21 protein-coding genes are annotated in these 24,871 nt (G+C 61.9%); 13 read left to right on the forward strand and 8 right to left on the reverse strand.

Translation table 11 applies throughout. The annotated features are described in order from the left end of the window. Window positions 1-48: 48 nt before the first annotated feature. The 7 genes from B0G52_RS17455 to B0G52_RS17485 form a co-directional block, all read right to left on the reverse strand. A complete protein-coding gene (locus B0G52_RS17455) occupies window positions 49-1,203 on the reverse strand; it encodes a GNAT family N-acetyltransferase (RefSeq protein ID WP_094046618.1) in 1,155 nt (384 codons plus the stop codon). Beyond that, on the reverse strand, window positions 1,200-2,528 hold the full coding sequence (locus B0G52_RS17460; RefSeq protein WP_094046620.1) for a F390 synthetase-related protein: 1,329 nt from the start codon (window positions 2,526-2,528) through the stop codon (window positions 1,200-1,202). Before B0G52_RS17460 ends, B0G52_RS17455 begins: the two co-directional genes overlap by 4 nt. Next, the gene (locus tag B0G52_RS17465) at window positions 2,525-3,388 is read right to left on the reverse strand and encodes an MBL fold metallo-hydrolase (protein ID WP_094046622.1); all 864 of its coding nucleotides are present in this window, start codon (window positions 3,386-3,388) and stop codon (window positions 2,525-2,527) included. Before B0G52_RS17465 ends, B0G52_RS17460 begins: the two co-directional genes overlap by 4 nt. Continuing rightward, window positions 3,385-4,383 (reverse strand): NAD-dependent epimerase/dehydratase family protein, encoded by a 999-nt coding sequence (locus B0G52_RS17470; protein ID WP_094046624.1) that lies wholly within the window; start codon window positions 4,381-4,383, stop codon window positions 3,385-3,387. The genes B0G52_RS17465 and B0G52_RS17470 overlap by 4 nt, the downstream gene beginning before the upstream one ends. Continuing rightward, window positions 4,380-5,621: an ATP-grasp domain-containing protein gene (locus tag B0G52_RS17475; protein WP_094046626.1), complete on the reverse strand. Its 1,242-nt coding sequence runs from the start codon at window positions 5,619-5,621 to the stop codon at window positions 4,380-4,382. Before B0G52_RS17475 ends, B0G52_RS17470 begins: the two co-directional genes overlap by 4 nt. Continuing rightward, window positions 5,611-6,612: a beta-ketoacyl-ACP synthase III gene (locus tag B0G52_RS17480; RefSeq protein ID WP_094046628.1), complete on the reverse strand. Its 1,002-nt coding sequence runs from the start codon at window positions 6,610-6,612 to the stop codon at window positions 5,611-5,613. The genes B0G52_RS17475 and B0G52_RS17480 overlap by 11 nt, the downstream gene beginning before the upstream one ends. 866 nt (window positions 6,613-7,478) lie before the next feature. Then, entirely contained in the window at window positions 7,479-8,870 is a 1,392-nt protein-coding gene (locus B0G52_RS17485; RefSeq protein WP_094046630.1) for an amidase, read from the reverse strand. Between the two features lie 431 nt (window positions 8,871-9,301). On the opposite strand from B0G52_RS17485, the gene B0G52_RS17490 reads away from it, so the two are divergent. The 9 genes from B0G52_RS17490 (at window position 9,302) to B0G52_RS17530 (ending at window position 19,398) form a co-directional block, all read left to right on the forward strand. Next, window positions 9,302-10,366, forward strand: coding sequence for a dienelactone hydrolase family protein (locus B0G52_RS17490; protein WP_094046632.1), 1,065 nt, complete (start codon window positions 9,302-9,304; stop codon window positions 10,364-10,366). Further along, complete coding sequence (locus tag B0G52_RS17495; protein WP_094046634.1) at window positions 10,363-11,235, forward strand: AraC family transcriptional regulator; 873 nt, start codon at window positions 10,363-10,365, stop codon at window positions 11,233-11,235. The genes B0G52_RS17490 and B0G52_RS17495 overlap by 4 nt, the downstream gene beginning before the upstream one ends. A gap of 244 nt (window positions 11,236-11,479) precedes the next feature. After that, window positions 11,480-12,319, forward strand: a complete 840-nt coding sequence (locus tag B0G52_RS17500) for a sugar phosphate isomerase/epimerase family protein (protein WP_158223754.1) — start codon at window positions 11,480-11,482, stop codon at window positions 12,317-12,319. Further along, window positions 12,309-13,307, forward strand: a complete 999-nt coding sequence (locus B0G52_RS17505; protein WP_094046638.1) for a Gfo/Idh/MocA family protein — start codon at window positions 12,309-12,311, stop codon at window positions 13,305-13,307. The genes B0G52_RS17500 and B0G52_RS17505 overlap by 11 nt, the downstream gene beginning before the upstream one ends. Before the next feature lie 11 nt (window positions 13,308-13,318). Further along, the gene (locus B0G52_RS17510; RefSeq protein WP_094046640.1) at window positions 13,319-15,550 is read left to right on the forward strand and encodes an FAD-dependent oxidoreductase; all 2,232 of its coding nucleotides are present in this window, start codon (window positions 13,319-13,321) and stop codon (window positions 15,548-15,550) included. Window positions 15,551-15,690: 140 nt separating this feature from the next. Then, the gene (locus B0G52_RS17515) at window positions 15,691-16,506 is read left to right on the forward strand and encodes a transporter substrate-binding domain-containing protein (RefSeq protein ID WP_094046642.1); all 816 of its coding nucleotides are present in this window, start codon (window positions 15,691-15,693) and stop codon (window positions 16,504-16,506) included. 22 nt (window positions 16,507-16,528) lie between these two features. Continuing rightward, window positions 16,529-17,206: an amino acid ABC transporter permease gene (locus B0G52_RS17520; protein WP_094046644.1), complete on the forward strand. Its 678-nt coding sequence runs from the start codon at window positions 16,529-16,531 to the stop codon at window positions 17,204-17,206. A gap of 20 nt (window positions 17,207-17,226) precedes the next feature. Then, complete coding sequence (locus B0G52_RS17525; protein ID WP_094046646.1) at window positions 17,227-18,021, forward strand: amino acid ABC transporter ATP-binding protein; 795 nt, start codon at window positions 17,227-17,229, stop codon at window positions 18,019-18,021. A 24-nt stretch (window positions 18,022-18,045) separates the two neighbouring features. Further along, window positions 18,046-19,398, forward strand: coding sequence for an LLM class flavin-dependent oxidoreductase (locus tag B0G52_RS17530; RefSeq protein WP_094046648.1), 1,353 nt, complete (start codon window positions 18,046-18,048; stop codon window positions 19,396-19,398). Here the strand turns inward: B0G52_RS17530 and B0G52_RS17535 are convergent. Then, on the reverse strand, window positions 19,382-20,611 hold the full coding sequence (locus tag B0G52_RS17535) for an MFS transporter (protein WP_094046650.1): 1,230 nt from the start codon (window positions 20,609-20,611) through the stop codon (window positions 19,382-19,384). The two genes, B0G52_RS17530 and B0G52_RS17535, sit on opposite strands and share 17 nt — an antisense overlap. Before the next feature lie 176 nt (window positions 20,612-20,787). On the opposite strand from B0G52_RS17535, the gene B0G52_RS17540 reads away from it, so the two are divergent. From B0G52_RS17540 to ahpF, 4 genes are all read left to right on the forward strand, one after another. After that, entirely contained in the window at window positions 20,788-21,426 is a 639-nt protein-coding gene (locus tag B0G52_RS17540; RefSeq protein WP_094046652.1) for a TetR/AcrR family transcriptional regulator, read from the forward strand. 127 nt (window positions 21,427-21,553) lie between these two features. After that, complete coding sequence (gene cyoE / locus B0G52_RS17545; protein WP_233162783.1) at window positions 21,554-22,441, forward strand: heme o synthase; 888 nt, start codon at window positions 21,554-21,556, stop codon at window positions 22,439-22,441. Window positions 22,442-22,665: 224 nt separating this feature from the next. Next, window positions 22,666-23,229, forward strand: a complete 564-nt coding sequence (ahpC, locus tag B0G52_RS17550) for an alkyl hydroperoxide reductase subunit C (protein WP_094046656.1) — start codon at window positions 22,666-22,668, stop codon at window positions 23,227-23,229. A 14-nt stretch (window positions 23,230-23,243) separates the two neighbouring features. Then, window positions 23,244-24,773 (forward strand): alkyl hydroperoxide reductase subunit F, encoded by a 1,530-nt coding sequence (ahpF, locus tag B0G52_RS17555; RefSeq protein ID WP_094046658.1) that lies wholly within the window; start codon window positions 23,244-23,246, stop codon window positions 24,771-24,773. Window positions 24,774-24,871 lie beyond the last annotated feature (98 nt).

Genomic DNA, 24,871 nt, shown 5'->3' on the forward strand with positions numbered 1-24,871 from the left:
TTGGGGCTTGCCGCCCGGGGAGGGGAGAGAAGCAAGGCAAATTCTGCGCTACAGCTTGTGCTTTCTCAGCAGCGGTACGCCGATGCGATTCAGCAGCTTGCCGAGCGTCGCCCAAGGCATGCGGCGCTTCAGCGGCAGATGCCGCACGTAAACCGCAGAAAATTCAATCTCCGCCTCGGCGCCCCGATTGCGCTTGAACTGGGCCGCGCCGGAGCTTTCGTGCAGCAGAAATCCGCGCTCGCCTGCCAATTCGATGAGCCGGGCGGACAGCATCCGGTACAAGCCGAGCTCCTGCGGCAGCGAAGTGTCGTAGCCGAACAAAGGCGTCGTCATCACGCCGTCCCTGGCGTAGAAGCCGAGCGCCGCGTCAAGCCTTCCGTTGCGGCGAAATCCGTGCAGCTCCAATATGCGGTTATCGAGCGCCTCCTCCAGAAAACGTTCCGTGAACTGCGGATTGTGCCAGGAGTACTTATCGAGATACAGCAGACGATACAACTCCGCGATGCGGGGGAGATCCTGCCGGGTTACGTCGCCGGGGCCGACGGTCTCGTAGCCTTCCTTGGCAGCCAGCGCGCCGTCCCGTTTCAGCAGCCAGCGGGATTTGGCGTTGCCGAAGCCGGCATCGCCGGTTCTCAGCAAGTAAATTTGTCTGCTCGGGACGAGCAGGCAGCCCTTGGAACGAAGGAGGTCCAGCATGGGCGCATTGAGAGACGGATTAAGCGAGCGAAAAGCGATCGCATGCCCGGGGAAGCGGGCGACCAGCTTGTCCAGCACGGCGTCCCATTGCGCGGCGTTCAGCTCCGGGTACAGATTGGTCGACAGCAGCCAGTTGTTGACGTGCACGACCCGGTTAAAGCCGCTGAGCTTCAGCAGGCGGCCGATTCCGGACAGAAGCGCGTCCAGTCCGGCAATCAGCGCGCGGTTGCCCAGCAAGATAAGCTCCTGTTTCGCGTAGCTGACATAGTGGGTGTACGGGGAGCAGACGTAGCTGTTGTCGTACTCCTCTTCATTCACGGTGATCGGAAGCGGAATCCCGTCTGCCGTCAGCACGAGGATCCGGGTACGGACGTTCCGTACGAACCGCTCTGAACCTTCCTGCAGAAGAGGCAGCAAATACCGCTTGGCATAGCGGCCGTATTCGTTGTCGGGCCACTCGAGTTCGCTCGCGTCGGCCGCTTCGTACAGCTCGATTCGGGACTTCAAAGCTTGTATCTCCTTTCGACGCGCCTCAGCTTCGCGATGCCGGCTTCATGCGAGTAGGCGGAGAAGACGATTCGCGGCGTACGGCAGCGAAGGCGGCCGCACAACGCTGCGATTGCCGCGCGAACCCGCTCTTCGGCCATGTCCCGCTCCGCCTCCGGCAGCTCAAGCTCGACCGTCCATTCGTCCAGTCCCGTCTGGATCGCCCGGTATTGCGCGATAGCGGGAGAAGCGCCGATAATCGCGCGCGTGACGAAGTCCGGGTAGATCGTGACCAGCGCTTCGTCTTCGTCGACTCCGCCGCCCGTCGCATAGAAAATATCGTCGCAGCGGCCTTCGATCCGCTCGATGGCCGTAAACGGGGAGCCGCACGGGCAGGGCTGCTCGCTCTCGGTCAGCAGATCGTTGAGCCGGTAGCGGACGATCGGCTGAGTCGTGCGGGAGAAGTCGGTCACGATCGGCACGAACGTGCGGTCTTTGCCGGGTACGTACTCTTTTTCGATATAGACGAGATCCTCATTCAGATGCAGCGTGCCATAGGGGCAGGTGCAGCCGAGAAACCCTTCCGTGCATTGATAGATTTGGTGGACGGTCTGGCCGAACGCCTCCCCGATGTATTCCCGGTCAAGCGGGTCCAGCGCCTCGGCGACGGAGATGATCCGCTTGGGCTTCGTTAGCAGGTTGCCGGAGCGGGCGGCTTCGGCAAGGCGGCGCAGCACGGAGGGAGGGGCGGCAATGACGTCGGGCCGCTGGCGTTCAAGCCGCTTAAGCTGATCGGGCAGCGGATCGAGCAGGTCGTAAAATGCGAACGACAGCCGCCTGCCGCGCACCGATTCGTACAGATTGCTGTTCGCCCTCAGGAAGAAGGCGATCGAACAACGGGAGAGGAGGGGGCCGGGCAGCATTTTGCCAAGCACCGCGCCGGCCCAGCCGGCCCGCTCCCGTCCGTCGACGAGAAACAGTCCGCGATTGCCAGACGTGCCGGAAGACAGGCCGATCGTCACGTTCCCGATGGCGGGCTTGAAGTCGCGCGACGCTTCGGCCGCCTCGGCCACCGCGAAGGCTTGCGCTTTCGCGATGCCTGCCGTATTGAGGCTGTCGAAGTGCGCCATCATCACCGACTTGTCGATCGTCGGGAAGGAGCGCCACTGCTCCGACGGGATAGAGCCCCACCATTCCCGGTAAAAGGCGGAACGCTCGCGGACCTGCGAGACGTGCCGGACGACGAGCCGTTCCAGTTTCTTTTCGAACGCTTGGCGATTCGTAGTTCCGCCTCGTTTTCTTCCGCTTCTGTAGTGCTTGATAAAAGCAAGAGCGTCCCGAATCATAAGCGTTTTACCTCCCGGCTGTCGATATCGTAGAACTCCCTGCAATGGCTCGGCACGACGATCAGATCAGGATCGGACGCTTGCCAGCTTCGCAGCCTGCGGAACGAGTCGCGGTACGCCGCGCGGTCGTGCATGACCAGCCCTGCCGCCGGATGGGGCGGTCGGTTGTCGCGAAGCGCCCGGCTCGACCACGAGGCGTCGGCGCAGAGCAGCACGCGCGAGCGGGATGTGGACAGCAGCAGGCCGATCTGGCCAGCCGCGTGTCCCGGCATGGCGATCGCGATCAGGCTGCCGTCGCCGAGCAGATCGTAGCCTCCGTCGAACGGAATGCTGTCCGGCAGGGAGACTCGCTTGGCCAGCGTTTCGATCGGCTGCGCGGTTTCGGCGAAGCGATCGGGCAGCAGTCCGGCGACGAAGCCCGCACGGGTGGCCCGGAAAGGGCCGAGGCGTCGAACGGCGTCGTAGGCTGCCTGCGGGTACAGGAAGCGCGAGGACGGGAAGTCCCGCGCGCCTCCGATATGGTCGGCGTGGAAGTGCGAGAGAATGACACTGCGGACGTCCTCCGCGGCAATGCCGAGCCGGGCGAGCTGCCGGACGGCGGTGTTATCCTCATGCAAAATGACGGGCGTGAGTCGGCGGTACAGCGAATAGGGAAAAGAACCGGTCAGCTCGCGAAATCGCGGAGAGTAGCCGGTATCGAACAAAATCCAGCCCTGCGAAGGGTGGCGAATGCAGGCGAAGCCGGCCGGATAGGCGGCCGAACGCAGCGAGCCGCCCCGCAGCGTCACGAATTCGGGATGCAGGCAATAACCGGCGGACAGGAGCAGAAGCTCGACCTGGACGGGATGCTCTTGGTTCATGACGGGTTGCTCCTCCACCAGTCCGCGAATCGGCGCAAGCCCTCGTCGAGCGGGATTCGCGGTTCGTAGTTCAGCGCTTGGCGCGCTTGGGCCAGATCGAGCGTCTGGCTGTAGGCCAGCAGGCCGACCGTATACCGAGTAAAAGGCGGCTCCGTGCCAATCGCCGGGAACGCTCTGTACAGCCACTCCATTGCGCGTCCCGCGGCAAGCGCGGCAGGCCGGGAGACGCTCCGGGTGCGCAGCGGCAGCTCCAGCAGAGCGAATAGCCGCCGCAGCAGGTCGATCAGCTTGACGGGCTCACCGTTCGACAGATTGTAGATCGCGCCCGCGGCGCTTTCCGGCGCATTGCATGCCTGAACGAGCCCGTCGACCGCGTTGTCGACATAGGTCAGATCGAGCAGCGCCTCGCCTCCGCCGATAAGCGGAATGCCGCGCGAATCGTTCACCCGCAGCAGCCGAGGGAACAACGACGTATCTCCAGGGCCGAATACGGCTCTTGGCCGCACGATGATCGAAGACAATCCGTTGCCGGCCGCATCCGCGACGACCCGTTCCGCCATCAGTTTGGTGGCGGCGTAGGAGTTCACAGGCTTGCGAGGCAGCTCCTCTTGCTCGGAAACGAGCAGCCGATCTCTGTAATTGAAGTAAACGCTTGGCGTGGACACATGGACCAGTCTGCGCGCTCCGTGACGAACGCAGCCGGAGACGACATGCTCCGTGCCGCCGACGTTGGTCTCATAGAAGTCTCGGTAGGCTCCCCACGGAGAAGACAGCGCCGCGCAGTGAATGACGTAGTCGCGTCCGGCGCAGGCGTCTTCAATCTGCTGCCGGTTGCGCAAATCCGCCTGAAGGAAGGGGATACCCTGAGCGGCCAGCTGGCGGCCGATTTTTTCGTCGCGTCCGAGCCCCGTCACGTCCCATCCCAGATCGCGGAAGCGAACGGCCGTGGCCCGGCCCAGAAATCCCGTTGCTCCCGTTACCAATACTTTTGTCATCGTTCACCATTCCATTCGATATCCGAGGTAGACGCTTCTTGAAGCGTCAGGCGTTGCCGGGCGGCCGTTCGGCGCGTCCAGGCGAGCAGCCGAAACTGTTCCGCGAAAGGCTTCGGGTCTTCCCGGCGATACACGACGTCACGGCTGCCTCGCCAAGCGCGCAGCCATTCGCCGAGCGTTCGTTCGCGGACGGCCTGGACGAGCCCGTAGCTCAGCATCGCGGCCGAGAGCATCGCGCCTTGTCTTGATTGTGCGGCAGGAGAGGCGATTCGCCCGGCCGCCAGAAGAGCGGCAGGACACAGCAGCGCCTCCGCCAGCCGGCCGCCCGATCCGAACAGATGCACTCCGCTCGTCGCCCTCGGATTGCATTCCATCGGCAGGACGGCGCCTTCCGGCGAGATCATGAAATCGAAGGCGATCTGCCCGGTAAAGCCGATTCCCGCGACGAAGCGCCGGACCCAATCGAACAGCTGCGGCTGGCTGGCCGGCTCGTAATGGATGCTGGCGCCCCGGCCGGCGCGAAAACGGCTGCGGTATGCGGCGTGAGCCGCGATCCGGCCCTCGTGCGCTACGCTGTAGGTGCACCATTCTTCGCCGCGCAGCAGCTCCTGGACGATCCAGGGACGACGGTCAGACACGCCGGCCTCGGCCAGCTTGCGCGCGATTTCCTTACAGCGGGAGTCCGGCAAGGGAGTGCGGCGCAAATCGAGCAGCAGCGTGCGCGAAGCGAATCGCGAATAGGCCGGCTTGAGCGCGATGCCTTCGGCGAAGCGGGGGCTGTCCAGCAGCAGCTGCCAGCCGTCCGGCGTGTCCAGCGTCACCGTGTCCGGGACGGGAAGTCCGAGGCGCGCCGCGGTTTCTATAAATTTTCCTTTGTGGTGGAGAGAGTCCAGTTCCGCCAGAGGCGCCGCCAGCACTCGGCAAACGCCCTCGAATCGGTCGAGCTCCTTGGAAATGTGGAAAATCTCCTCGCAAGTTGGAATCAGCGCGTCGATGCGGTGTTGTTCGGCAATCGCGCACAGTGCCGCGGCGTATTTCTCGGAATTTTCGGAGGGCGGGGGGACATGGAAGCTTCGTTCGACGGAACGGGACACCCGGCACAGGTGATAGGGCGCGGATTCGGCCGCGTAAACCCGATGGCCGGCGGCGCGGAACAGGCGGGCCAGCTCCAACGCCGCCGGAGAGCGGCCTCCTGTAAGGAGAACGCGCTGCGGCTCCGTTTCCGGCTCAATAGTCAAGGATCAGCCCTCCCAGCGTCAGTCCCGCCGCCGTTCCGATCAGCAGCACGCGGTCCCCCCGCTCGATCCGTCCCGTCCGGATCGCTTCATGAAGGCCCATCGGGAGGGAGGCGGCGATCGTATTGCCGTGGTTCGGCGTAATATAGACAAGCTGGCGCTCGGCTATGCCCAGCTTCTTGCGCATGAGGCGAACGGCCATCGCGCTGCCTTGGTGGGGGATGACCGCTTTCAAGTCCGCCATGCTCGTTCCCGCCGATTGCAGCAGCTCCTTGGTGAAGTCGGGCAGCAGGCGAGAAGCCATCTTGTAGATGGCCGGACCGTCCATCGAGAACAGATAGTCGTCCGCGGCGGCGGGACGATAGCCGTTCGGGTGACGCCTGGTGCCGCCCGCGCGAATTTCGGAGAAGGCGGCTCCGGCGCTGTAGGTGCGCATGGAGGCGCCGACGATGGCGGACGGCTCGCCGTCCTCCGCCGGACCGAGGACAACGGCGGCTGCTCCGTCCCCGAACAGCGCGGCGCTTTCCTTGTGCCGCCAATCGAGGCCGACGGAAGCGATCTCGGACGTGACGATCAGCACGTAGCGGTATCTTCCGGCCGCGATCATGCAGGACATGGCGTCAAGCGCCGCCAGGAAGCTGAGACAGGTGGAATCGATATCGAAGGCGGGGACGCCGGACTGCTCCATCCCCAACTCGCGTTGAATGAATACGGCGGAGCAGGGGAGAGCTTGCTCCTTGGTGCCGCTTGCGCCGACGAGGCAATCCATGTCGGTGAACTTCAGGTTGGCGGCTTGAAGGGCGGCTTGGGCGGCTTTCGCGCCCATGGCGGATGCGGTGTCGTCTTCTCCGGCGTAGTGCCGGGAGACGATGTCCGTCACCCTGCGCGTCCAGCCCCGGGAAACGCCGAGGCGATCGTCCATCTCCAGATCGGAGATCGGGCGGCCGGGCAAGTATTTGCCCGTTCCGTATATTTTGACTTTGCGAATGTTCATAGAGAGATCTCCTTCCCGCGCATCGTTCCCGCAAGTTCATTGTGCCGGAAAGAGGACGGACCGAATAGTACCAATTTCGCCTGGTACCTCCGTTATTCGACTGCAAACATACATGTTCGACAGAAGTCGCGCAGGTTCCTGTCGCCGGATCGGGACACGCCAAATAACCCGAACCGATTGCGGTCCGGGCTAGGCATGCCCTAATGGATGCGACCTTATTGCTCCGCCTTGACGATGCTTTTGCCGAACAGATACAGAACGCCGACCCCTCCGAACATAAGAGCAAGCAGGAAATAGAAGTAAAACACGCGCGCCACCTCCCGGAATTGGATTAGGATATCGAACACCCCAACTGTAAGCCAGACTGGAGGAGCTGTGACCACCCAATTGAGAGAAAATGGGGCCAGCCAAACCGCTTGTTAACGACTGGGCGTTGAGGATAGGGAAAAAGACAGAGGCAGGGCTGCGTAATGACAGGGGCACAGGCGAGCCTTGTGCGACGGGTCAGGCGGTCGGATGATAAGCTCGCGTGGCGGTACTGTTGAGGGCGGCGGGTCAGGCGGTCGGACGATAAGCTCGCGTGGCGGTACTGTTGGGGGCGGCGGGTCAGACGGGCGGATGATAAGCTCGCGTGGCGGTACTGTTGGGGGCGGCGGGACAGGCGGTCGGACGAGCACGCGAGGCGGTACTGTTGAGGGCGACGGGACAGGCGGTCGGATGATAAGCTCGCGTGGCGATACTGTTGGGGGCGGCGGTTTGTGTTGTGCAGGATGCTCCGTGTGGAGCATCCTGCAGTGGAGTTGGGGCCATTAGTTGAGTGTCGGGAACGATCCGACGTTGCCGTCCAATGGGTTTCGGGGAGCGAATCAGCCGCGGACGAACCGCTCGAAGAGGGAGCCGGCGGCCAGCACTAGTTCGTCGTCGCCGCGACGCCCTGTGAGCTGCAGGCCGATCGGCAGTCCTTCCGAGGTGAGGCCGACGGGCAGCGACAGAGCCGGGAGACCCCACAGGTTGGCAAACGGAGTGAATTCGCCGTTGGACGGTCCGCCCGGCTTGCCCGCCGGGATCGGCCCGGCGGTGACCGGACAGGTGGGGGAGACGAGCACGTCGATCTCTTCGAACAACCTGTCAACCAACGAGCGATGGGAATCCCTCCAGCTCAGGCAGGCCTCATAGTCGCTATCCGTAATGACGCGGCCCGCCTCCAGGCTGTTCCGCATCCGTTCGCTGTAACCTTCCGACCAGTCGGCCAGCTTGTCTCTGTGTGTTCGGAAAGCTTCATAGTGCAAAATCGTCCACGTTTTATCCTTCACTTGGGAGATTGGAAGCTTCGTGTTCAGTCGCTTGACGCGGAAGCCGGCCTCCTCCATCGCTCGGACTACGCCGAGGACCGCATCGCGAATTTCGGGTTCGGCCGTCGCGTCCAAATAGTCGGTCGCTACGCCGATCGTCAGAGGCTTCTCAGTCGCACGAGCCCGGATGTCGGGTTGTTCCACTTTCACGTTCAGTCGCATCCGATTCTCCGCAGATTCCTCCATAAGACGCATTCCTTTTTCATCCGAGCGTTCTACAAGAGCGTTAAACAGCAGGGAGACGTCCTCGCAAGTGCGTGCCAACACGCCGGCATGATCCAGCGACGGAGCCAGCGGAGTAATGCCGTCCAGGCTAAGGTGTCCTGCGGACGGCTTGAATCCGGCGACACCGCAGAAGCTGGCCGGCACCCGGACGGAGCCGGCTGAGTCGGTGCCGATCGAGCCGAGGGCGAAACCGGCGGCGATCCCCGCGGCGGAGCCGGAGCTGGAGCCGCCGGGCAGTCGGCCGGGCCGCAGCGGATTAAGCGTCCAGCCGAAGGCCGGGTGAGGCCGGCCGTAAGCGAACTCGTACAAATGCGCCTTGCCGATGATGACTGAGCCGGCCTCCAACAGCTTGGCGACGACGCGTGCATGCGCTTCTGGAACCGGCACGGGAGATCGGCCCGAGCCGTTCGTCAGCGGCACTCCCGCATAAGCGATCATATCTTTGACGGATACCGGGATGCCGTGCAGCGGTCCGCGGTCGCGGCCGTCCCGCAGCTCGCGCTCGGCCTGCGCGGCCTGTGCCCGAGCTTCGTCCTCCATCAGATGAAGGAAGGAGCGATACCGGTCGTCTTCGTTTCGTATTCGCTGCAGAAGCGATTCCAGCAGTTGGACGGGAGAGAGCTCTCCGCTGCGGAAGGCCCGTCCTGCCGCCGCGATCGTCCATTGGTCGTTTCGGGGCATGTCTCATTCCTCCATGTGTTAAGCATATACGAAATCAGAGTTGCGAGGTTGGGATAAAATTGGAGCAGATTGCGAAAACGGCGTGTGCATTGGCGACGACTGACCGGAAGGGATGACGGCGCACGGCATTGACAGCGGCCGACATACGGAAGGGCGACAGACCACGGTGTTCGAGGCGGCGGACGTAAGCAACTGCCGGCGATTGCGGTGAAAAAGATAACGGCTTGCGAAGGTATATAACGAGATTGCGACGAACGTTTATCCGACTTTACAACTTGGATAACTCATACTATGATAGCGTCAAGCGCCGGTTAGGTGCAAGGTTATCGCGTCTTCGCGCTTAGTCTTGAACAAGAGGAGCGAGACTTCAGAATCCCGATATAACAAAATGAAGCGCAATTCAATACAAATCCCGATTCGGAGGCGGTCATATGGCGGCACACGGAACTGCAAACGAATTTATCGCCCGGCTGTACGAAGCGAAGCTGGCCCGGGCTGCGAAGCTCCCCGACCCGGCGGCGGATGGGGAGGAGCTGCTGCGCAGAAGGGAGCGGTTGGCCAGTCTGCTTCGCATCCCCCTTGCACAGGAAAATGCCGTCCCGCCGGATGCTGAGCTGCTGGAACGTACGGACCAAGGGGCTTACATTCGCGAACGGGTGGAGATCGGCACGAGGGACGGCCTGCGCATGCCGATGTACGTGCTGCTCCCCAAGACGGCGTCCGCCAGCAGCCCCGCACCTGCCGTACTGGCGCTGCACGGCCACGGCTACGGCAGCCGCGAGCTGGTCGGACTGACGCCGGACGGACGCGACGAGCCGGAGGGAACGGGCATTCACAAGCATTTCGCGCTGTCTCTCGTCAAGCGCGGTCTGGCCGTCATTGTACCCGAACTGCTCGGCTTCGGCGAGCGCCGGCTGGAGGAGGATAGCCGGCTGGACGAAAATCCGGCGGATATGCGCAACTCCTCCTGCTACAAACTGTCCTCCTTTTTGACTCATCTGGGAGAGACGCTGGCGGGCATTCGCGCGCAGGAGGTGCGAATCGCCGCGGACTACGCGCTGTCCCGTCCCGAGATCGTGAAGGCGGGAGTCGGCGCGATGGGACTGTCTGGCGGAGCGTTCGTCGCGTATTTGGCGGCAGCGCTGGATGAACGCTTCCGTGCCGTCGTATTAAGCGGGTATACGAATACTTATGAGGACAGTTACTTTTTCTCCCGGCAGCACTGTCTGTGCGACTATATTCCCGGAATCGTCGAGTTGGGCGACATGCCCGATCTCGTCGGATTGATCGCTCCCCGTTCCCTGTACTTGGAGGTCGGGAAGAGCGACCATCTGTTTCCTGTGGAAGGGGCGGTCAGAGCAGCTGAGCGGATCGGAATGTATTACGAGCGCTTGGGCGCGGCGGACCGGCTTGTGTTGGATATTTTTGACGGGGGACACGAAATCGGGGGAATCGGCTCGTTCGATTGGTTGAGGAAGGAGCTGGATGCGCTATGAGCCGAACGATCAATCCGGTTCCGCAGCTGGTCGAGCGCAGCTTCCTGTTCTTCCACCGCCTCGAAACCCGGGAAGGCCATCTGGAAATCGTCAACGCCCACCAAGGCATCGAAATCGTGCTCGTGAGGGAAGGACGCGGTCAGCTGATTCTCGACCGGACGGTGCACCCGATCGGGCCGGGAACGTTTGTCGTAATCCAGCCGTACCAGCTGCATCATTTTAAGATGGAGCCTCCTTACGTGCGCACGCCGCTCGTATTCGATCCTTATTTGTTCGACCGCTATGCCGCGTTGTTTCCGGCGCTGCAAGCCTTTTTTCATCGGCTGTGGAAAGGAAAGCACGGAGGGCGGCTGTTCGCGCTCAGCGAGGAGGAGTTGGAGCGGTTGGACGGGTTGGCCGGACAGTTCGAGCGCAGGCTCGGCGAGGTGCCGGAATACGGGAGACAGGAGGAATTGTTGCTGTTTCTGCTCGACTGGATGCGGGAGCTGCGCGTAATCTGCGAGCGGGACGACCGGCGCGAGCCGGATGCGGCCGGCAAGCGGGAAGGCAGACATATCGAGCAGATGATGAGCTGGATCGAGGAGCATTACCACGAAAGCTTCTCATTGGAAAAGCTGGCCGAAGCGCTTCATCTGTCGCCGTTCTACGCCTCGCATCTGTTCAGCGAAGAGACCGGCTGCACGCTCAGTCAGTACATTATAGCCCGCAGATTGCGCGAGTCGTGTCTGCTGCTGACGATGACCGACCGGCCCGTAGCGCAGATCGGCAAGCAGATCGGTTTTAACAGCAGCGCCTACTTCTGCAAGACGTTCAAGAAAAAGATGGGCTTATCGCCGCAAGCTTTCCGCAAACGCTCCGGACAGGCGTAACGACGGGAGAAGGCGAACCAGCCGGAGCGCAGGAGGAGAACCGCCCCGCGCCGGTTGATTCGTCATGCCCGAAAACGGCCGTACGTCGCGTCCTGGAGGGGCGCTGTGCCATCCGGCAAACGGATCAGACGCCGGGCTATCGGTCAGACGGAATGAACGACAGGAGGCTGCGCGATCCGGAGGAAAAGTCCGAAACGGCGGCAAGTCAGGCCTCATACCCGCTCTACAAGGAGGAATAAGTCAGATGAAATACGCGTTCAATACGGCATCGGCCCCGACGCTGACGCTGCCGGAGCTGCTGGAAGCGGCTCGTCGCTACGGCTACGGTGGTCTGGAAGTACGAGCCGGAGTCGGACATCGTCACGGCATCGAAATCGACGCCGGCACGGAAGCGCGCCAAAGCTTGAGACGGCTGGCGGAGAAGGCAAAAGTCGCCCTGACGGCGCTCGGCGTATCCAGCCGGTTCTCGGCGGCGGAGGAGGAGGGCGAGGCGCAGATAGACGCTGCCGAGAAAGCCATTGAGTTGGCGGCGGATATGGGGATTCCGTATGTTCGGCTGTTTTGCGGCCGGATTGCGGCGGGAGACAGCCGGGACAAAGCGCGGGAACGCATCGTGGAGGCGCTGCGCCGACTCGCGCCAAGCGGGACGGAGCATGGAGTCGTTCTGCTGCTGGAGACGCACGACGACTGGTCTGCCCCTGGCGAGCTGGCAGAGGTGCTGCGGCGGGTTGGTCATCCAAGCGTTGCGGCTCTCTGGGACGTGCTTCATACGCAGCACGAAGGAGAGGCATCGCCCGCGGAAACCGTCGCCGCGCTGGGGCCGTGGATCCGCCACGTCCATGTGCACGACGGCGTCCGCAAACCGCCCGGGAGCACCGGGCATCCGCATTACCGCGCCATCGGCAGCGGCGATGTCGATCATGCCGAGGTCATCCGGGCGCTGAACGGCATCGGCTATACGGGCTGGCTGAGCGGGGAGTGGTACGAATGGGAGCCGCGCGAGACGCATCTGCCGCGCGAGCTGGAGGCGCTGCGGCGGGCCGAGCAAGCGGCCGGGAAAGGAGCGTCCGAAGATGGCCTTTAAAATATGCGTGATCGGATGCGGCGGCATCGCCTGGAGAGGGCATGGTCCGGCGTACCGGCGTTACCGGGAGGAACGGCCGGATACGGAGCTGGCTGCCTGCGTGGACGCCGATCCGGACAGGGCGGCCAAATTCGCCGAGGAGTTCGGCTTTCGCCGGGCGTACACGAGGGTGGAGGAAGCGCTGGAGACGGAGCGTCCAGACGCCGTCTGCCTGCTCGTGCCCGCTCCGTACATCGCGGAGCTGGCCGCATCGATTCTAGGCCAAGGCTACCCGCTGCTGCTGGAGAAACCTCCCGGCACGACGCGGGAAGAAGCGCTGCGCATCGCAGCAGCCGCGATTCGGCCGAACGGCGGCGAGATTCCGACACAGGTGGCGTTCAACCGCCGATATATGCCGCTGATCGGGCAGGCGGTCGACGCGCTGAAGGAGTGGCGTGAAGCCGGACGGCTGCATCATATCGCTTACGACATCAGCCGGGTTGGCCGAACCGACGACGAGGACGCGTCCGTCACGGCGATTCACGGCATCGACGCGCTAAGAACGCTGGCAGGTTCGGATTACCGCGACATTCGCCTGAGCTATCGCCCGCTCCCGCATCTGGGTTCGCGCGTGACGAATGTCTCGCTGGAAGGCGAGTTTCAGTCCGGGGCGACGTTCCGGCTGAATTATTTTCCGGCGGCGGGGGCGGTATACGAGAGGGCGGCGATCAACTGCGAAGACGCCACGCTGCTGCTTCGGCTTCCGTTCTGGACGTCGAACGATTCGCCCGGAGGCGTTCTGCTGCAAGGCAACCGCGAGCTGAAGCATTGGGCGTCGGAAGCCGAGCCGTTCGTAACCAACGGCTTCTACGAGGAGAATGCCGGCTTCTTCGACGCCGTCCGCGCGGGCATGCAGCCGACTGGAGGAATCCGCACGGCGATTCAGTCGGTAGAGGTGGCGGAGGCGGTGCTGCGGAGAGAGACGCGTTATGCGTCGGACAACAGATAAGGAGGAGAACGATGAACAGCAAATCAGCGAGCTACGACGTCGTGGTCGCCGGAGGCGGACTGGCCGGCTTCAGCGCGGCGGTGGCAGCGGCCAGGGAAGGCGCGCGCACCGCGCTCGTGCAGGATCGACCCGTGCTGGGCGGCAACAGCTCGTCGGAAATTCGCGTGACGCCGCACGGCGCCGGACGGTTTCATGCCTACGCCAGAGAGACGGGAATCATTACCGAGGTGACGTGCGAGGATCGGGCGAACAACCATGAGCAGTTTCACAACAACGGCTGGACGAACAGCGTGTGGGATATGACGTTGTACGATCTGGCGATGAGAACGCCGAACTTGACGGTGTACCTGAACACCTCCGTGCAGCAGGTCGAAAAGGATGGAGACCGGCGCATCGCCGCTGTTACCGCGAGAATCGCGGGGGCGGAGACGGAGCTGCGGCTGGAAGGCCGCGTCTTCATCGATTGCACCGGGGACGGCACGGTCGCGGCGCTGGCGGGCAACGAGTGGCGGATGGGCAGCGAGAGCCGCGACGAATTCGGCGAGCCCCACGCTCCGGAGCGCGCAAGCGGCGACACGATGGGCAGCTCGATCCATTTCCGCGCCCGCGATACGGGGCGGCCGGCTCCGTTTCGCGCCCCCGAATGGGCCGTCGCGTATGACGATCCCGCCTTCTTCTACGCGCACAATCGCAGACCGTACGACATTCGCGCCGGTTACTGGTGGTTCGAGCTGGGTTCGCCTTGGGATACGATACACGACGCGGAGACGATCCGTCATGAGCTGACGCGCCATGTGCTGGGCGTATGGGACTGGATCAAGAACAAGGACCCGCTGACCCGGGACAAGGCGGTGAATTACGCGCTCGACTGGATCGGCCAGGTGCCGGGCAAAAGGGAAAGTCGGCGCATAATGGGCCGTTATCTGCTGACCGAGCATGACGTGCTGGAAGGCAGAAAGTTTGCCGACGAGGTCGCCTATGGCGGGTGGTATTTGGACCTGCACGTCCCCGGAGGGCTGCTCGCGCCGACAAGCGAGCTGCCGGGAGCGGCCGAGCTGGTCAGCCCCTACGGCATTCCGCTGCGCATTCTGATCGCCAAGGATATCGACAACCTGCTGATGGCGGGGCGCAACGTCAGCGTCACGCACGCGGCGCTCGGCACCGTCCGCGTCATGTCGACGACTGCCATTATGGGCCAGGCGGCAGGAACCGCCGCTGCCGTCGCGCTTAGGCGCGGCATTCCCGTCCCGGACGTGCCGGGGACGGACGCCATTGCGGAGGTGCAGCAGACGCTGCTGCGGGCCGGCTGTTTCCTGCCGGGCGCAGCGAACGTCGATCCGCTCGACCTCGCCCGGCAGGCGGAGGTGACGGCCAGCAGCGAGGCGGAGCTTGCCGAGACGGAGCCGGGAGACGAGGGAGAGGCGCTGGACATCCGTCGCAGCCAGTGGGTGGCCGTCGCGGCGGGCGAACTGGAGCATCTGGACGTCTGGGTGGCGAATCGCGGCGACCATCCGCTCTCGTTCGAAGCCGAATTGCATCGCACCGAGCATATTTGGGATTACGACGTGCGGCAGCAAAACCGGCTGGCCGCAGCCATACTGGAAGTTCCGCCGGCCTGCGAAGGCTGGATTCGATGGCTGCCGCGGCTGGACGCGCGAAGCGGCCTTCCGGAAGAAGGCTATGTCCGGCTCGATCTGCTGAACGGCCGCGGGCTGATCTGGCGCCGCGCCAATGCCGTGCACCCCGGGCTTCCGTCGGCCAGCGAACTGGAGCCCGGCCGCCTGCGCAGCCACGACGACGGACGGACGATGAGCTTCCGCGTCAGTCCGCCCCAGCCGATCTATTCGGCCGCGCAGACGGTCAGCGGCGTCACCCGGCCGCATCGGACCGTCAACCTGTGGCGTTCGGCGCCAGGCCTGCCGCTTCCGCAGACGCTGGAGCTGCGATGGCGCGAGACGCGGGAGATCGGGACGATTGAGCTGACTTTTCCGGGACATCTGCTTCAGGATCACAACCGTTATCCCGCCTACTATCGCGAACCCGACTGTCCGCGCGACTACAGAATTGAGGCTTGGACCGCCGGGGGCTGGGAGAGCGTCCACGAGACGTTCGGCAATTATCAGCGCCGCGTGTCTCATCGACTCTCCCGACCGGTACGGACGGAGCGCATCCGCATCGTCTTCCTGGCATCCAACGGAGGCGCGGAAGCGGCGGTCTACGAGATTCGCTGCTACGGGATATAACGGGATTGCCTTTTCATAACACAAGCTTGGCATTCTCCAATAACCTACTTTACACCTCGGAAAACACTGTATTATGATGAGGCCATGCGAGAGGCCGCGCACAACGCAAGTCGAATCCATATTCAAGGAGACAATGACCGATGAACGCTAAAACAAAAACGTTATTCGCCGTATTGACGCTGGTTGCGGCACTGATCGCCGCAGGCTGCTCGAACGATAAAGGAAACGGCTCCGCACAGTCGGCCGCCGCGCAAACTTCGCTGGATAAGCTGAAGCAGAAAGGCGAGTTCGTCATCGCGACGACCGGCACGTACCCGCCGTACGCCTTCCACGAGGAGACCGGCGACCGACCGCTGACCGGCTTCGATATCGAGCTGCTGACCGAGGTGTTCGCGCGCATCGACGGCGTGAAGCTGTCGTTCAAGGAAGCGGAATGGGACGGCATGCTTGCAGGCCTGGATGCGGGACGGTTCGACTCGATCCACCAGATCGGGGTCACGGAGGAGCGCAAGGAGAAATACGATTTCGCCGACCCGTACCTGATCTCGTACCCGACGCTGATCGTGCTGGACGAGACGAAGGATATCAACAGCTTCGAGGATTTGAAGGGCAAGAAAGTGTACGGCTCCAATACGAGCATTTACGGCAAGCTGGCCGAGTCCTACGGCGCGGTGCTCGTGCCGGAGGGCGAAAGCCTGGAGTTGCTGAAGAACAAACGGGTGGACGCGATCATTTTCAACAATCTGTACTTCCTGGAGCTGAAGAAAAACCGTCCCGACCTGAACCTGAGAGCGGCCGATCAGGCCGATACGCAGGAGTTGGTGGCGCTGCCTCTCGTGAAGGGCGGAGACGGTACGGCGATCGCGGCGTTTAACGAGGCGCTGAAGAGCGTGAAGGAAGACGGCATATACGAGAAGCTGTCGCTCAAATGGTTCGGCGAAAACTTGCTGAAGTAAGGCGGAGAAAGGAGGGCTCGGCATGAGCCAGGAGCGCGCGGAAAGACTGTGGGACATAGCCCTCCACTCGTTGTGGCCGCTGCTGCAGGGGATGCTGAAATACACGATTCCTCTGTCGCTCGTCTCGTTCGCGCTGGCGCTGATCTTCGCTCTGCTGATCGCGCTGGCCGGCCTGTCTCCCAGGCCGTACCTGCGGTTGCCCTCGCGGTTCTACGTCTGGATCGTCCGGGGCACGCCCATTCTCGTTCAACTGTTCATCATTTTCTATGGACTTCCGAATGTCGGCATCGTGCTTCCCGCGTTCCCGACGGTCGTCATCGCGCTGACGGTGGCGGAAGCGGCGTACTGCTCGGAAATCATGCGCTCGACGATCAAATCTCTGCCGCAGGGGCAGTGGAAGGCGGGATATTCCCTCGGAATGTCCCCTTTCCAGGTGCTCAGACGCGTCATCTTGCCGCAGGCGGCGCGGATCAGCATTCCGCCGCTCGGCAACCAGTTCATCGGCCTGTTCAAGACGTCGTCGCTGGCCGCTCTCGTCACCCTGCCGGACCTGTTCGGCGTGGCCAAGCAGATCGCCGCCTCGACGTTCGAGCCAATGCTGCTCTATATTATCGCGGCCGGCTACTATTTGCTGATCTGCTCCGCGCTGACGGTCGGCCAGCACCGGCTGGAGAAGAAGTTCGGCAACTATTCGCTGTAGCGGGAAAGGAGGGGATCGCCATGTTGAACGTTACGCAGCTTCGCAAAAGCTTCGGCCGCACCGAGGTGCTTCGAGGCATCGACCTGCGCGTGGCCAAGGGGGAGACGACGATTGTGATCGGTCCTTCAGGTTCAGGCAAGTCGACGCTGCTGAGCTGCCTGAACCTGCTGGAAATTCCCGATTCCGGGGAGCTTGAGCTGGACGGCCATCGGATGAAGTTCGGGGACGGCGGCAAAAAGCGGACTCGCGAGCTGATCGGCTATCGGCAGAAAACGGGCATGGTGTTCCAAAGCCATCAGTTGTTCCCGCACCGGACGGCGCTGGAGAACGTAATCGAAGGGCTGATCGTCGTCAAGCGCTGGAATCGCAGCGACGCGCGCCGACGGGGCGAGGAGCTGCTCGCCAAAGTCGGTCTGCGCGAATTCGCCGACCGCTACCCGGCACAGCTGTCCGGCGGGCAGCAGCAGCGGGTCGGCATCGCCCGGGCGCTTGCGATGGACCCGGCGGTGCTGCTGTTCGACGAGCCGACGTCAGCGCTCGATCCGGAGCTGGTCGGCGAAGTGCTGCGGGTGATGAAGGAACTGGCGCGCGAAGGGATGACGCTGATCGTGGCGACGCATGAAATGAACTTCGCCCGGGAGGTGGCCGACCGCGTCATCTTCATGGAAAAGGGCTTGATCGCGGACGAAGGCACGGCGGCCCATATTTTCGGCGCGAGCCGTAACGAGCGGGTGCGTCAGTTTCTCAGCCGGTTCGACGCGGCGGCGGAATTGCCGTCCGTTCCGGTTCGGGTTCAGGTTCAGGCAACTTTATAATAGAAGAAAGGCGGGTGGCAGCCGATGACGGCAAACCGCAAACAATTGAAACTGGGCTTTATGGTGCACGGCGTCGGGTCGAGCGCAAGCGCATGGCGGCATCCGGCGGTCGAGTCGGACGCGAGCGTAGCGTTCGACTTTTACCGGCGGCAGGCGCAGATCGCGGAGGCAGGCAAGCTCGATCTCGTCTTTATCGCGGATGTGCTTTACATCAACGAACGATCGACACCGCATTTCGTCAACCATCTGGAGCCGCTGACGCTTCTGGCCGCGCTGGGCGCCGTTACTTCGCGGATTGGCCTCGTCGGCACGCTGTCGACGACGTACAGCGAACCCTACGCCGGAGCGCGCCAGCTCGCTTCGATCGACCGGATCAGCGGAGGACGGGCGGGCTGGAACGTCGTGACGACCGGCATGCGGGGTGCGGCGCTCAACTTCGGCAAAGCGGAGGACGCGCACCCGGATCACGATACGCGCTACCGGATCGCGGGCGAATATTTGGAGGCGGCGCGCGGACTGTGGGATTCGTGGGAGGACGACGCGTTCGTAAGGGACAAGGAGAGCGGCGTCTTTTACGATCCGGACAAGCTGCATACGCTCGACTACCGGGGCGAGTTCTTCTCGGTTCGCGGTCCGCTGAACATCGCGCGCTCCAAGCAGGGGCATCCGGTCATCTTCCAGGCGGGCTCCTCGGAGGACGGTCAGAACTTCGCCGCCCGCCATGCCGACGCGGTCATGACCGGCATTACCGAGCCGGAGGAGGCGCGGCGTTATTATCGGGAGCTGAAGCGCAAAGCCGCTGCAGCGGGACGAAATCCGGACGATCTGCTCGTTATGCCGAGCGCCGCCGTCGTCGTAGGCCGAACGAGGGAAGAGGCGGAGGAGAAGTACGAGGCGACCGCTTCGCTCCTGTCGATCGAGGAGGCGATGCGGTATTTCGCGCAGTTTTTCGACTTTCACGATTTTACGCAGTATCCGCTCGACGGTCCGTTTCCCGAGCTGGGCGACTTGGGGCGCAGCAGCTATCAGAGCTTTACGGACAGGGTCAAGCGCGAGGCGCGGGACAAGGGTCTGACGCTGCGCCAGACGATTCGCAGGTTCGCCGCGCCGAAGCCGCGTTTTCTCGGTTCGGCAGCCGAAGTGGCGGACGGCTTGCAGGAATGGTTCGAGACGGGGTCGGCCGACGGATTTATATTGCACAGCGACGTGCCGGGCACGTTGTCCGACTTCGCGGAGCTTGTCGTGCCGGTGCTGCAAGAGCGTGGTTTGTTCCGCCGCGAGTACGAGGCCGATACGCTGCGGGGCATGCTCGGCTTGCCCGTGCCGCGCAATCGCTATGAAGCCGCGCGGGCCGCACGCTTCAAGGACGGCGGGTGAACAGCCAGAACAGCAGGGCGGCGGCGCTGACAGCCGCGCCGAGCAGACAGACGCCGGTCCAGCCTGCGGCATGGTACGTCATCGTGGAGGCGATCGAACCGGCCGCGCTGCCGAACGAGTAGAACATCATGTAGCCGGCGGTCAGCCTGCTCCGGGCTTCCGGCCGCACGGCCAAGATCAGGCTCTGGTTGGTCACATGCACCGCTTGCACGGCCGCGTCGAGCAGGACGATGCCGGCGAGCAGCGCGAACAGCGAATGCGGAGTCATTCCGATCGGCAGCCAGGAGACGAGCAGCAGAAGCAGCGCCGCTCCGGTCGTTCGCTGTCCGAGGCCGCGATCGGCCCATCTGCCGGCGCGCGCGGCCGCCATCGCTCCGGCGGCTCCCGCCAGTCCGAATGCGCCGATCGCCGTATGCGACAGCGAGAACGGCGGAGCGCTGAGAGGCAGCGCCAGCGAAGTCCACAAAATGCTGAATGCGGCGAAAATCAGCATGGCAAGGACGGCGCGAACACGCAATATCCGCTCCTGCACGAACAGTGCAAGCATCGATCGAAGCAGTCCGAGGTAGGCGACGGATTCGCTCGCAGGCTCGCGAAGAGGCAGCGTCCGAAGCAGGGCGACGGCCATAACGGACGTCAGCGCCGCCGATGCGAAGTACACGGCCCGCCAGCCGCCCATATCGGCCAACAAGCCCGCGAACGACCGGGCGAGTAAAATGCCGGTGACGATGCCGCTTGTCACCAAGCCCACGATGCGTCCCCTCTCGGCAGGGGAAGCCAAAGCGGCCGCGTACGCGACCAGCGTCTGCGTCACGACGGCGAGTCCTCCGACCGCAGCCATGCCGACGAACAGCGTCGCGCTCGAAGATGAGAAGCCGACCGCCAGCAGCGCGGCGACGGACAGCAGCATCTGCGCCCCGATCAGCTTGCGGCGGTTGAGCAGATCGCCCAGCGGCACGAGCAGCAGCAGCCCGAGCGCATAGCAGATTTGCGTTACTGTAACGACGATGCCGATCGTGGAGCGGGCGATGCCGAATTCTCCCGCGATCGAATCCAACAGCGGCTGAGCATAGTACACATTGGCGACTGCCAGCCCCGCGGCAGCGGCAAACAAATAGGCCGCACGCTGCGAAAGATAGGCCGGCTGCGCGGCTCCTGCTTCAAGATGACCGACTTCCGCCGTACTCCCCGAATGCGAAACGCTATTTTTCATATCTCCATTCCTCCTGTTTCTTCTGCATTTCTATTCTGTACCGAACAGTAAATAATAGAGCGTCACAAATATAGCTTTAAAGAATCGAATCTGTCAACTCCTGCGGTATCCTTTGACAATCAACTTTCCAAGGCGTATATTTTAATATACCGTTCGATACGAAATGAGGGAGAAATATGGCGCGTACGAGGGAGTTCGACGAGGAGCAGGCGCTCGATGCGGCGATGCGGCTGTTTTGGGAGAAGGGGTTCGAGGGGACGTCTTTAAGCGATCTGACGGCTGGCATGGGCATACAGCGCCCGAGCCTGTACGCGGCTTTCGGCGACAAGAAGGAGCTGTTCGAAGCCGCGCTCCGCAAGTATACGGGCGACCATGCCGCATACGTCCGCGCCTCTCTGCAAAATCGCCCTTCTATTATAGAAGCTTTCCGCAGCCTGTTTCGGAGCACGACGGCAACGGTGGACGAAGAGGGGCCGAGCCGGGGATGCTTCTGCATCAACTCGATGGTAGAGCTGGCGCCGCATGACGAGAAATTCGCGGTTTTGACCAGGGAGCATCAGATGTATATCGCCGTTCTCTTCCAGGAAGCAATCGAGCGTGGGATTCGTTCCGGCGAGCTGGCCCCCGGCATTCATGCCAAAGGTTTGGCCCAAGCGCTGGCCGTCTCGTGGATCGGACTGACGGTGCTGGCGAAGTCCCGTCCGCCCCGGTCGTTTCTCGATCAGTCGGTGGAGGAAACGGTCGCGCTGCTGCGGCGGGGCGAATCGGATCGTCCATCATTCGGAAATTGTGACGGGGCTGACATAAATTTATGACAAAATGATGGTGTCTCCGCGAAAGCCGCGAATGATCGCGCAAGTTATGTTAGCATAGGGGGGAGGATAATCTGGAAGGAGCGGATAAGCCGTGCAGCGAGTTCAAAACAGTCGTCTGAGTCTTGAAATGCCCACGAAATCGTTTATCCATGTCTTATTCGATACGATAAAGATCGGAATTATCAAATCCAACTTGATCGCGATGTTCGCCGGCCTGTGCATGGCTCTGTACGTAGAGGGAATCCCGTTCTTCGACAAGATCGGCACGATCGTCCTGGCCGGGATCGGATCTTTCCTCGTCATCGGTTCGGCGGGCGCGTTCAACAATTTGTACGACCGGGACATCGACGCCATTATGGACAGAACGAAGAAGCGGCCGACCGTGACCGGATACGTCGGCACGAGGAGCGGCCTGTTCATCGCCATCTGGACCGCCGTATTCGGCCTGTTCGCCTTGTACGTTGCGTCTCCGTTGGCGGCGCTGTTCGGTTTTCTCGGCCTGTTCCTGTACGTCGTTCCTTATACGATGTGGACCAAGCGGACGACGATCTACAATACGGAAGTCGGAAGCCTCTCCGGCGCGATGCCTCCCCTGATCGGATGGGCGGCCATTTCTTCGGATCTGACGCATTCCGGAGCGCTGGCGATCTTCGCGATGATGCTGGTTTGGCAGATGCCCCACTTCTACGCGATCGCGATCCGCCGGATGGACGAGTACCGCGCGGCGGGCATTCCGATGCTTCCCGTCGTCAAAGGCATTCGCAGAACGTACGTCCAGATGAACGTGTATTTGGTCGCACTGCTGCTGTCCAGCGCGCTGTTCTGGCTGTTCAGCCCGATCATCGCCGTCTCGAACGCCGCGTTAAGCGTCTGGTGGCTGGCGCTCAGCGTATCGGGATACCGCCGCAAGCCCGAGAAGAAGTGGGCCAACGCCATGTTCATTTTCTCGTTGTTCCATATTACGGTGCTCATGCTGGGCATTATCGGCTTCTCGTTCATCAGGCCGCTGTTCTAGAAATAGGGTCGGGATGAATACGTTCCGGGCGAGAGTGGAATAATAAAACGGTGCGGTTTAATAGATGTGCGTTCACAAAATAGACAAATTCTCTTCATCTATTCTTCATGTGAAGATAGGCGAATGATGATATTATTTGTAATAAGCAGTAGATAAGAATAATTATAGACTGCTAACGATTCTCAATTAGTTTTCACAAACATTACCCTATAGGAGGAATTGCAATGTCTCTGATTGGAACAGAAGTCAAACCTTTTAAGGCGTCCGCCTACCACAACGGCAAGTTTATCGAAGTATCCGAAGAAAGCTTCAAAGGAAAGTGGAGCGTCGTATGCTTCTATCCGGCGGACTTCACGTTCGTATGCCCGACCGAGCTGGGCGATCTGCAAGATCAATATGAAACTTTGAAATCTCTCGGCGTAGAAGTTTACTCCGTATCGACGGATACGCACTTCACCCATAAAGCATGGCACGACAGCTCCGAGACGATCGGCAAAATCACGTACATCATGATCGGCGATCCGTCCCACACGATTTCCCGCAACTTCGACGTGCTGATCGAAGCGGACGGCCTGGCTGACCGCGGCACGTTCATCATCGATCCGGACGGCGTGATCCAGACGGTCGAAATCAATGCAGGCGGCATCGGCCGCGATGCAAGCACGCTGGTCAACAAGATCAAAGCGGCGCAATACGTACGCAGCAATCCGGGCGAAGTGTGCCCTGCGAAATGGCAAGAAGGATCGCAAACTTTGAAACCAAGCCTTGATCTCGTAGGCAAAATCTAAAGGGGGCCACTCCGGTGTTGGATGCGGATATCAAACAACAACTCAGCCAATACCTTCAGCTCCTGGAAGGCGATGTGCTAATCAAGGTTAGCGCATCGTCCGACGATGCCGTATCCAACGACATGCTGGCTTTCTTGGAAGAGCTGGCCGGCATGTCTCCCCGGATTACGACCGAGAAAGCTCAGTTGGCAAGAACGCCGAGTTTCAGCGTGAACCGGGTCGGAGAGGATACGGGCATCGTCTTTGCCGGCATCCCGCTCGGACACGAGTTTACCTCGCTCGTGCTGGCGTTGCTGCAGGTGAGCGGACGGGCTCCGAAGGTAGAACAAAGCGTTATCGATCAAATCAAAAGCATCAAGGGCAATTATGCGTTCGAATCTTACGTCAGCTTAAGCTGCCATAACTGTCCGGACGTCGTGCAGGCGCTCAACGTGATGAGCGTTCTGAATCCGGGCATTTCCCATACGATGATCGACGGAGCCGCCTTCAAGGACGAAGTCGAGAGCAAGGACATTCTGGCCGTGCCGTCCGTCTTCCTGAACGGGGAGTTTTTCGGCAGCGGACGCATGTCGCTCGAAGAAATCATCGCCAAAATCTCTGACGCCCCGGACGCTTCGGAATTCGAAGGCAAAGAGCCGTTCGACGTGCTCGTTATCGGCGGCGGACCGGCGGGAGCAAGCTCGGCGATCTACGCGGCGCGCAAAGGCATCCGCACGGGCATCGTCGCGGAACGCTTCGGCGGTCAAGTGATGGACACCGTCGGGATCGAAAACTTCATTAGCGTGAAGTATACCGAAGGCGCCAAGCTGGCCGCGAGCCTGGAGGAGCATGTCAAGGAATACAACGTCGACGTCATGAAGCTGCAGCGGGCCAAACGTCTGGAGAAGAAAGACTTCATCGAAGTCGAGCTCGAGAACGGGGCCGTGCTGAAGAGCAAGACGGTTATTCTGTCCACCGGCGCGCGCTGGCGCAACGTCGGCGTTCCGGGCGAAGCGGAGTTTAAGAATAAAGGCGTCGCCTACTGTCCGCACTGCGACGGTCCGCTGTTCGCGGGCAAACACGTCGCGGTCATCGGCGGAGGCAACTCCGGCATCGAAGCGGCGATCGACCTTGCGGGCATCGTCAGCCATGTCACGGTGCTGGAATTCATGCCCGAGCTGAAGGCGGATTCCGTGCTTCAGGATCGTCTGTACAGCCTTCCTAACGTCACGGTGCACAAGAACGTGCAGACGAAGGAAATTACCGGAACGGACAAGGTGAACGGCATCTCCTTCATCGACCGGGCTACGGGAGAAGAGAAGCATGTCGAGCTGCAAGGCGTATTCGTGCAGATCGGTCTCGTTCCGAATACCGATTGGCTCGGAGATACGCTGGAGCGCACTCGCATGGGCGAGATCGTCGTCGACCGCCATGGCGCGACGAGCTTGCCGGGCGTATTCGCCGCGGGCGATTGCACGAACAGCCCGTACAAGCAGATCATCATTTCGATGGGATCGGGCGCGACCGCCGCGCTCGGCGCATTCGATTACCTGATCCGGAATTAAGGCCGTGCCGAAGAAAACGTAACAACAAGCCGCAAGAAATGAGTGTCGATGGAAGTGGCGAACAGCTCGCTTCCACCGCTTCATTTCTTGCGGCTGTT

This window comes from Cohnella sp. SGD-V74 (assembly GCF_003001675.1).
GTDB lineage: Bacteria > Bacillota > Bacilli > Paenibacillales > Paenibacillaceae > Cohnella.

Bases quoted from the DNA above. Each gene is read 5' to 3' on its own strand.
- B0G52_RS17460 (WP_094046620.1), bottom strand. From the start codon at position 2,528: ATGATTCGGGACGCTCTTGCTTTTATCAAGCACTACAGAAGCGGAAGA.
- B0G52_RS17465 (WP_094046622.1), bottom strand. From the start codon at position 3,388: ATGAACCAAGAGCATCCCGTCCAGGTCGAGCTTCTGCTCCTGTCCGCC.
- B0G52_RS17470 (WP_094046624.1), bottom strand. From the start codon at position 4,383: ATGACAAAAGTATTGGTAACGGGAGCAACGGGATTTCTGGGCCGGGCC.
- B0G52_RS17480 (WP_094046628.1), bottom strand. From the start codon at position 6,612: ATGAACATTCGCAAAGTCAAAATATACGGAACGGGCAAATACTTGCCC.
- B0G52_RS17485 (WP_094046630.1), bottom strand. From the start codon at position 8,870: ATGCCCCGAAACGACCAATGGACGATCGCGGCGGCAGGACGGGCCTTC.
- B0G52_RS17490 (WP_094046632.1), top strand. From the start codon at position 9,302: ATGGCGGCACACGGAACTGCAAACGAATTTATCGCCCGGCTGTACGAA.
- B0G52_RS17495 (WP_094046634.1), top strand. From the start codon at position 10,363: ATGAGCCGAACGATCAATCCGGTTCCGCAGCTGGTCGAGCGCAGCTTC.
- B0G52_RS17500 (WP_158223754.1), top strand. From the start codon at position 11,480: ATGAAATACGCGTTCAATACGGCATCGGCCCCGACGCTGACGCTGCCG.
- B0G52_RS17505 (WP_094046638.1), top strand. From the start codon at position 12,309: ATGGCCTTTAAAATATGCGTGATCGGATGCGGCGGCATCGCCTGGAGA.
- B0G52_RS17510 (WP_094046640.1), top strand. From the start codon at position 13,319: ATGAACAGCAAATCAGCGAGCTACGACGTCGTGGTCGCCGGAGGCGGA.
- B0G52_RS17515 (WP_094046642.1), top strand. From the start codon at position 15,691: ATGAACGCTAAAACAAAAACGTTATTCGCCGTATTGACGCTGGTTGCG.
- B0G52_RS17520 (WP_094046644.1), top strand. From the start codon at position 16,529: ATGAGCCAGGAGCGCGCGGAAAGACTGTGGGACATAGCCCTCCACTCG.
- B0G52_RS17525 (WP_094046646.1), top strand. From the start codon at position 17,227: ATGTTGAACGTTACGCAGCTTCGCAAAAGCTTCGGCCGCACCGAGGTG.
- B0G52_RS17530 (WP_094046648.1), top strand. From the start codon at position 18,046: ATGACGGCAAACCGCAAACAATTGAAACTGGGCTTTATGGTGCACGGC.
- B0G52_RS17535 (WP_094046650.1), bottom strand. From the start codon at position 20,611: ATGAAAAATAGCGTTTCGCATTCGGGGAGTACGGCGGAAGTCGGTCAT.
- B0G52_RS17540 (WP_094046652.1), top strand. From the start codon at position 20,788: ATGGCGCGTACGAGGGAGTTCGACGAGGAGCAGGCGCTCGATGCGGCG.
- cyoE (WP_233162783.1), top strand. From the start codon at position 21,554: ATGCCCACGAAATCGTTTATCCATGTCTTATTCGATACGATAAAGATC.
- ahpC (WP_094046656.1), top strand. From the start codon at position 22,666: ATGTCTCTGATTGGAACAGAAGTCAAACCTTTTAAGGCGTCCGCCTAC.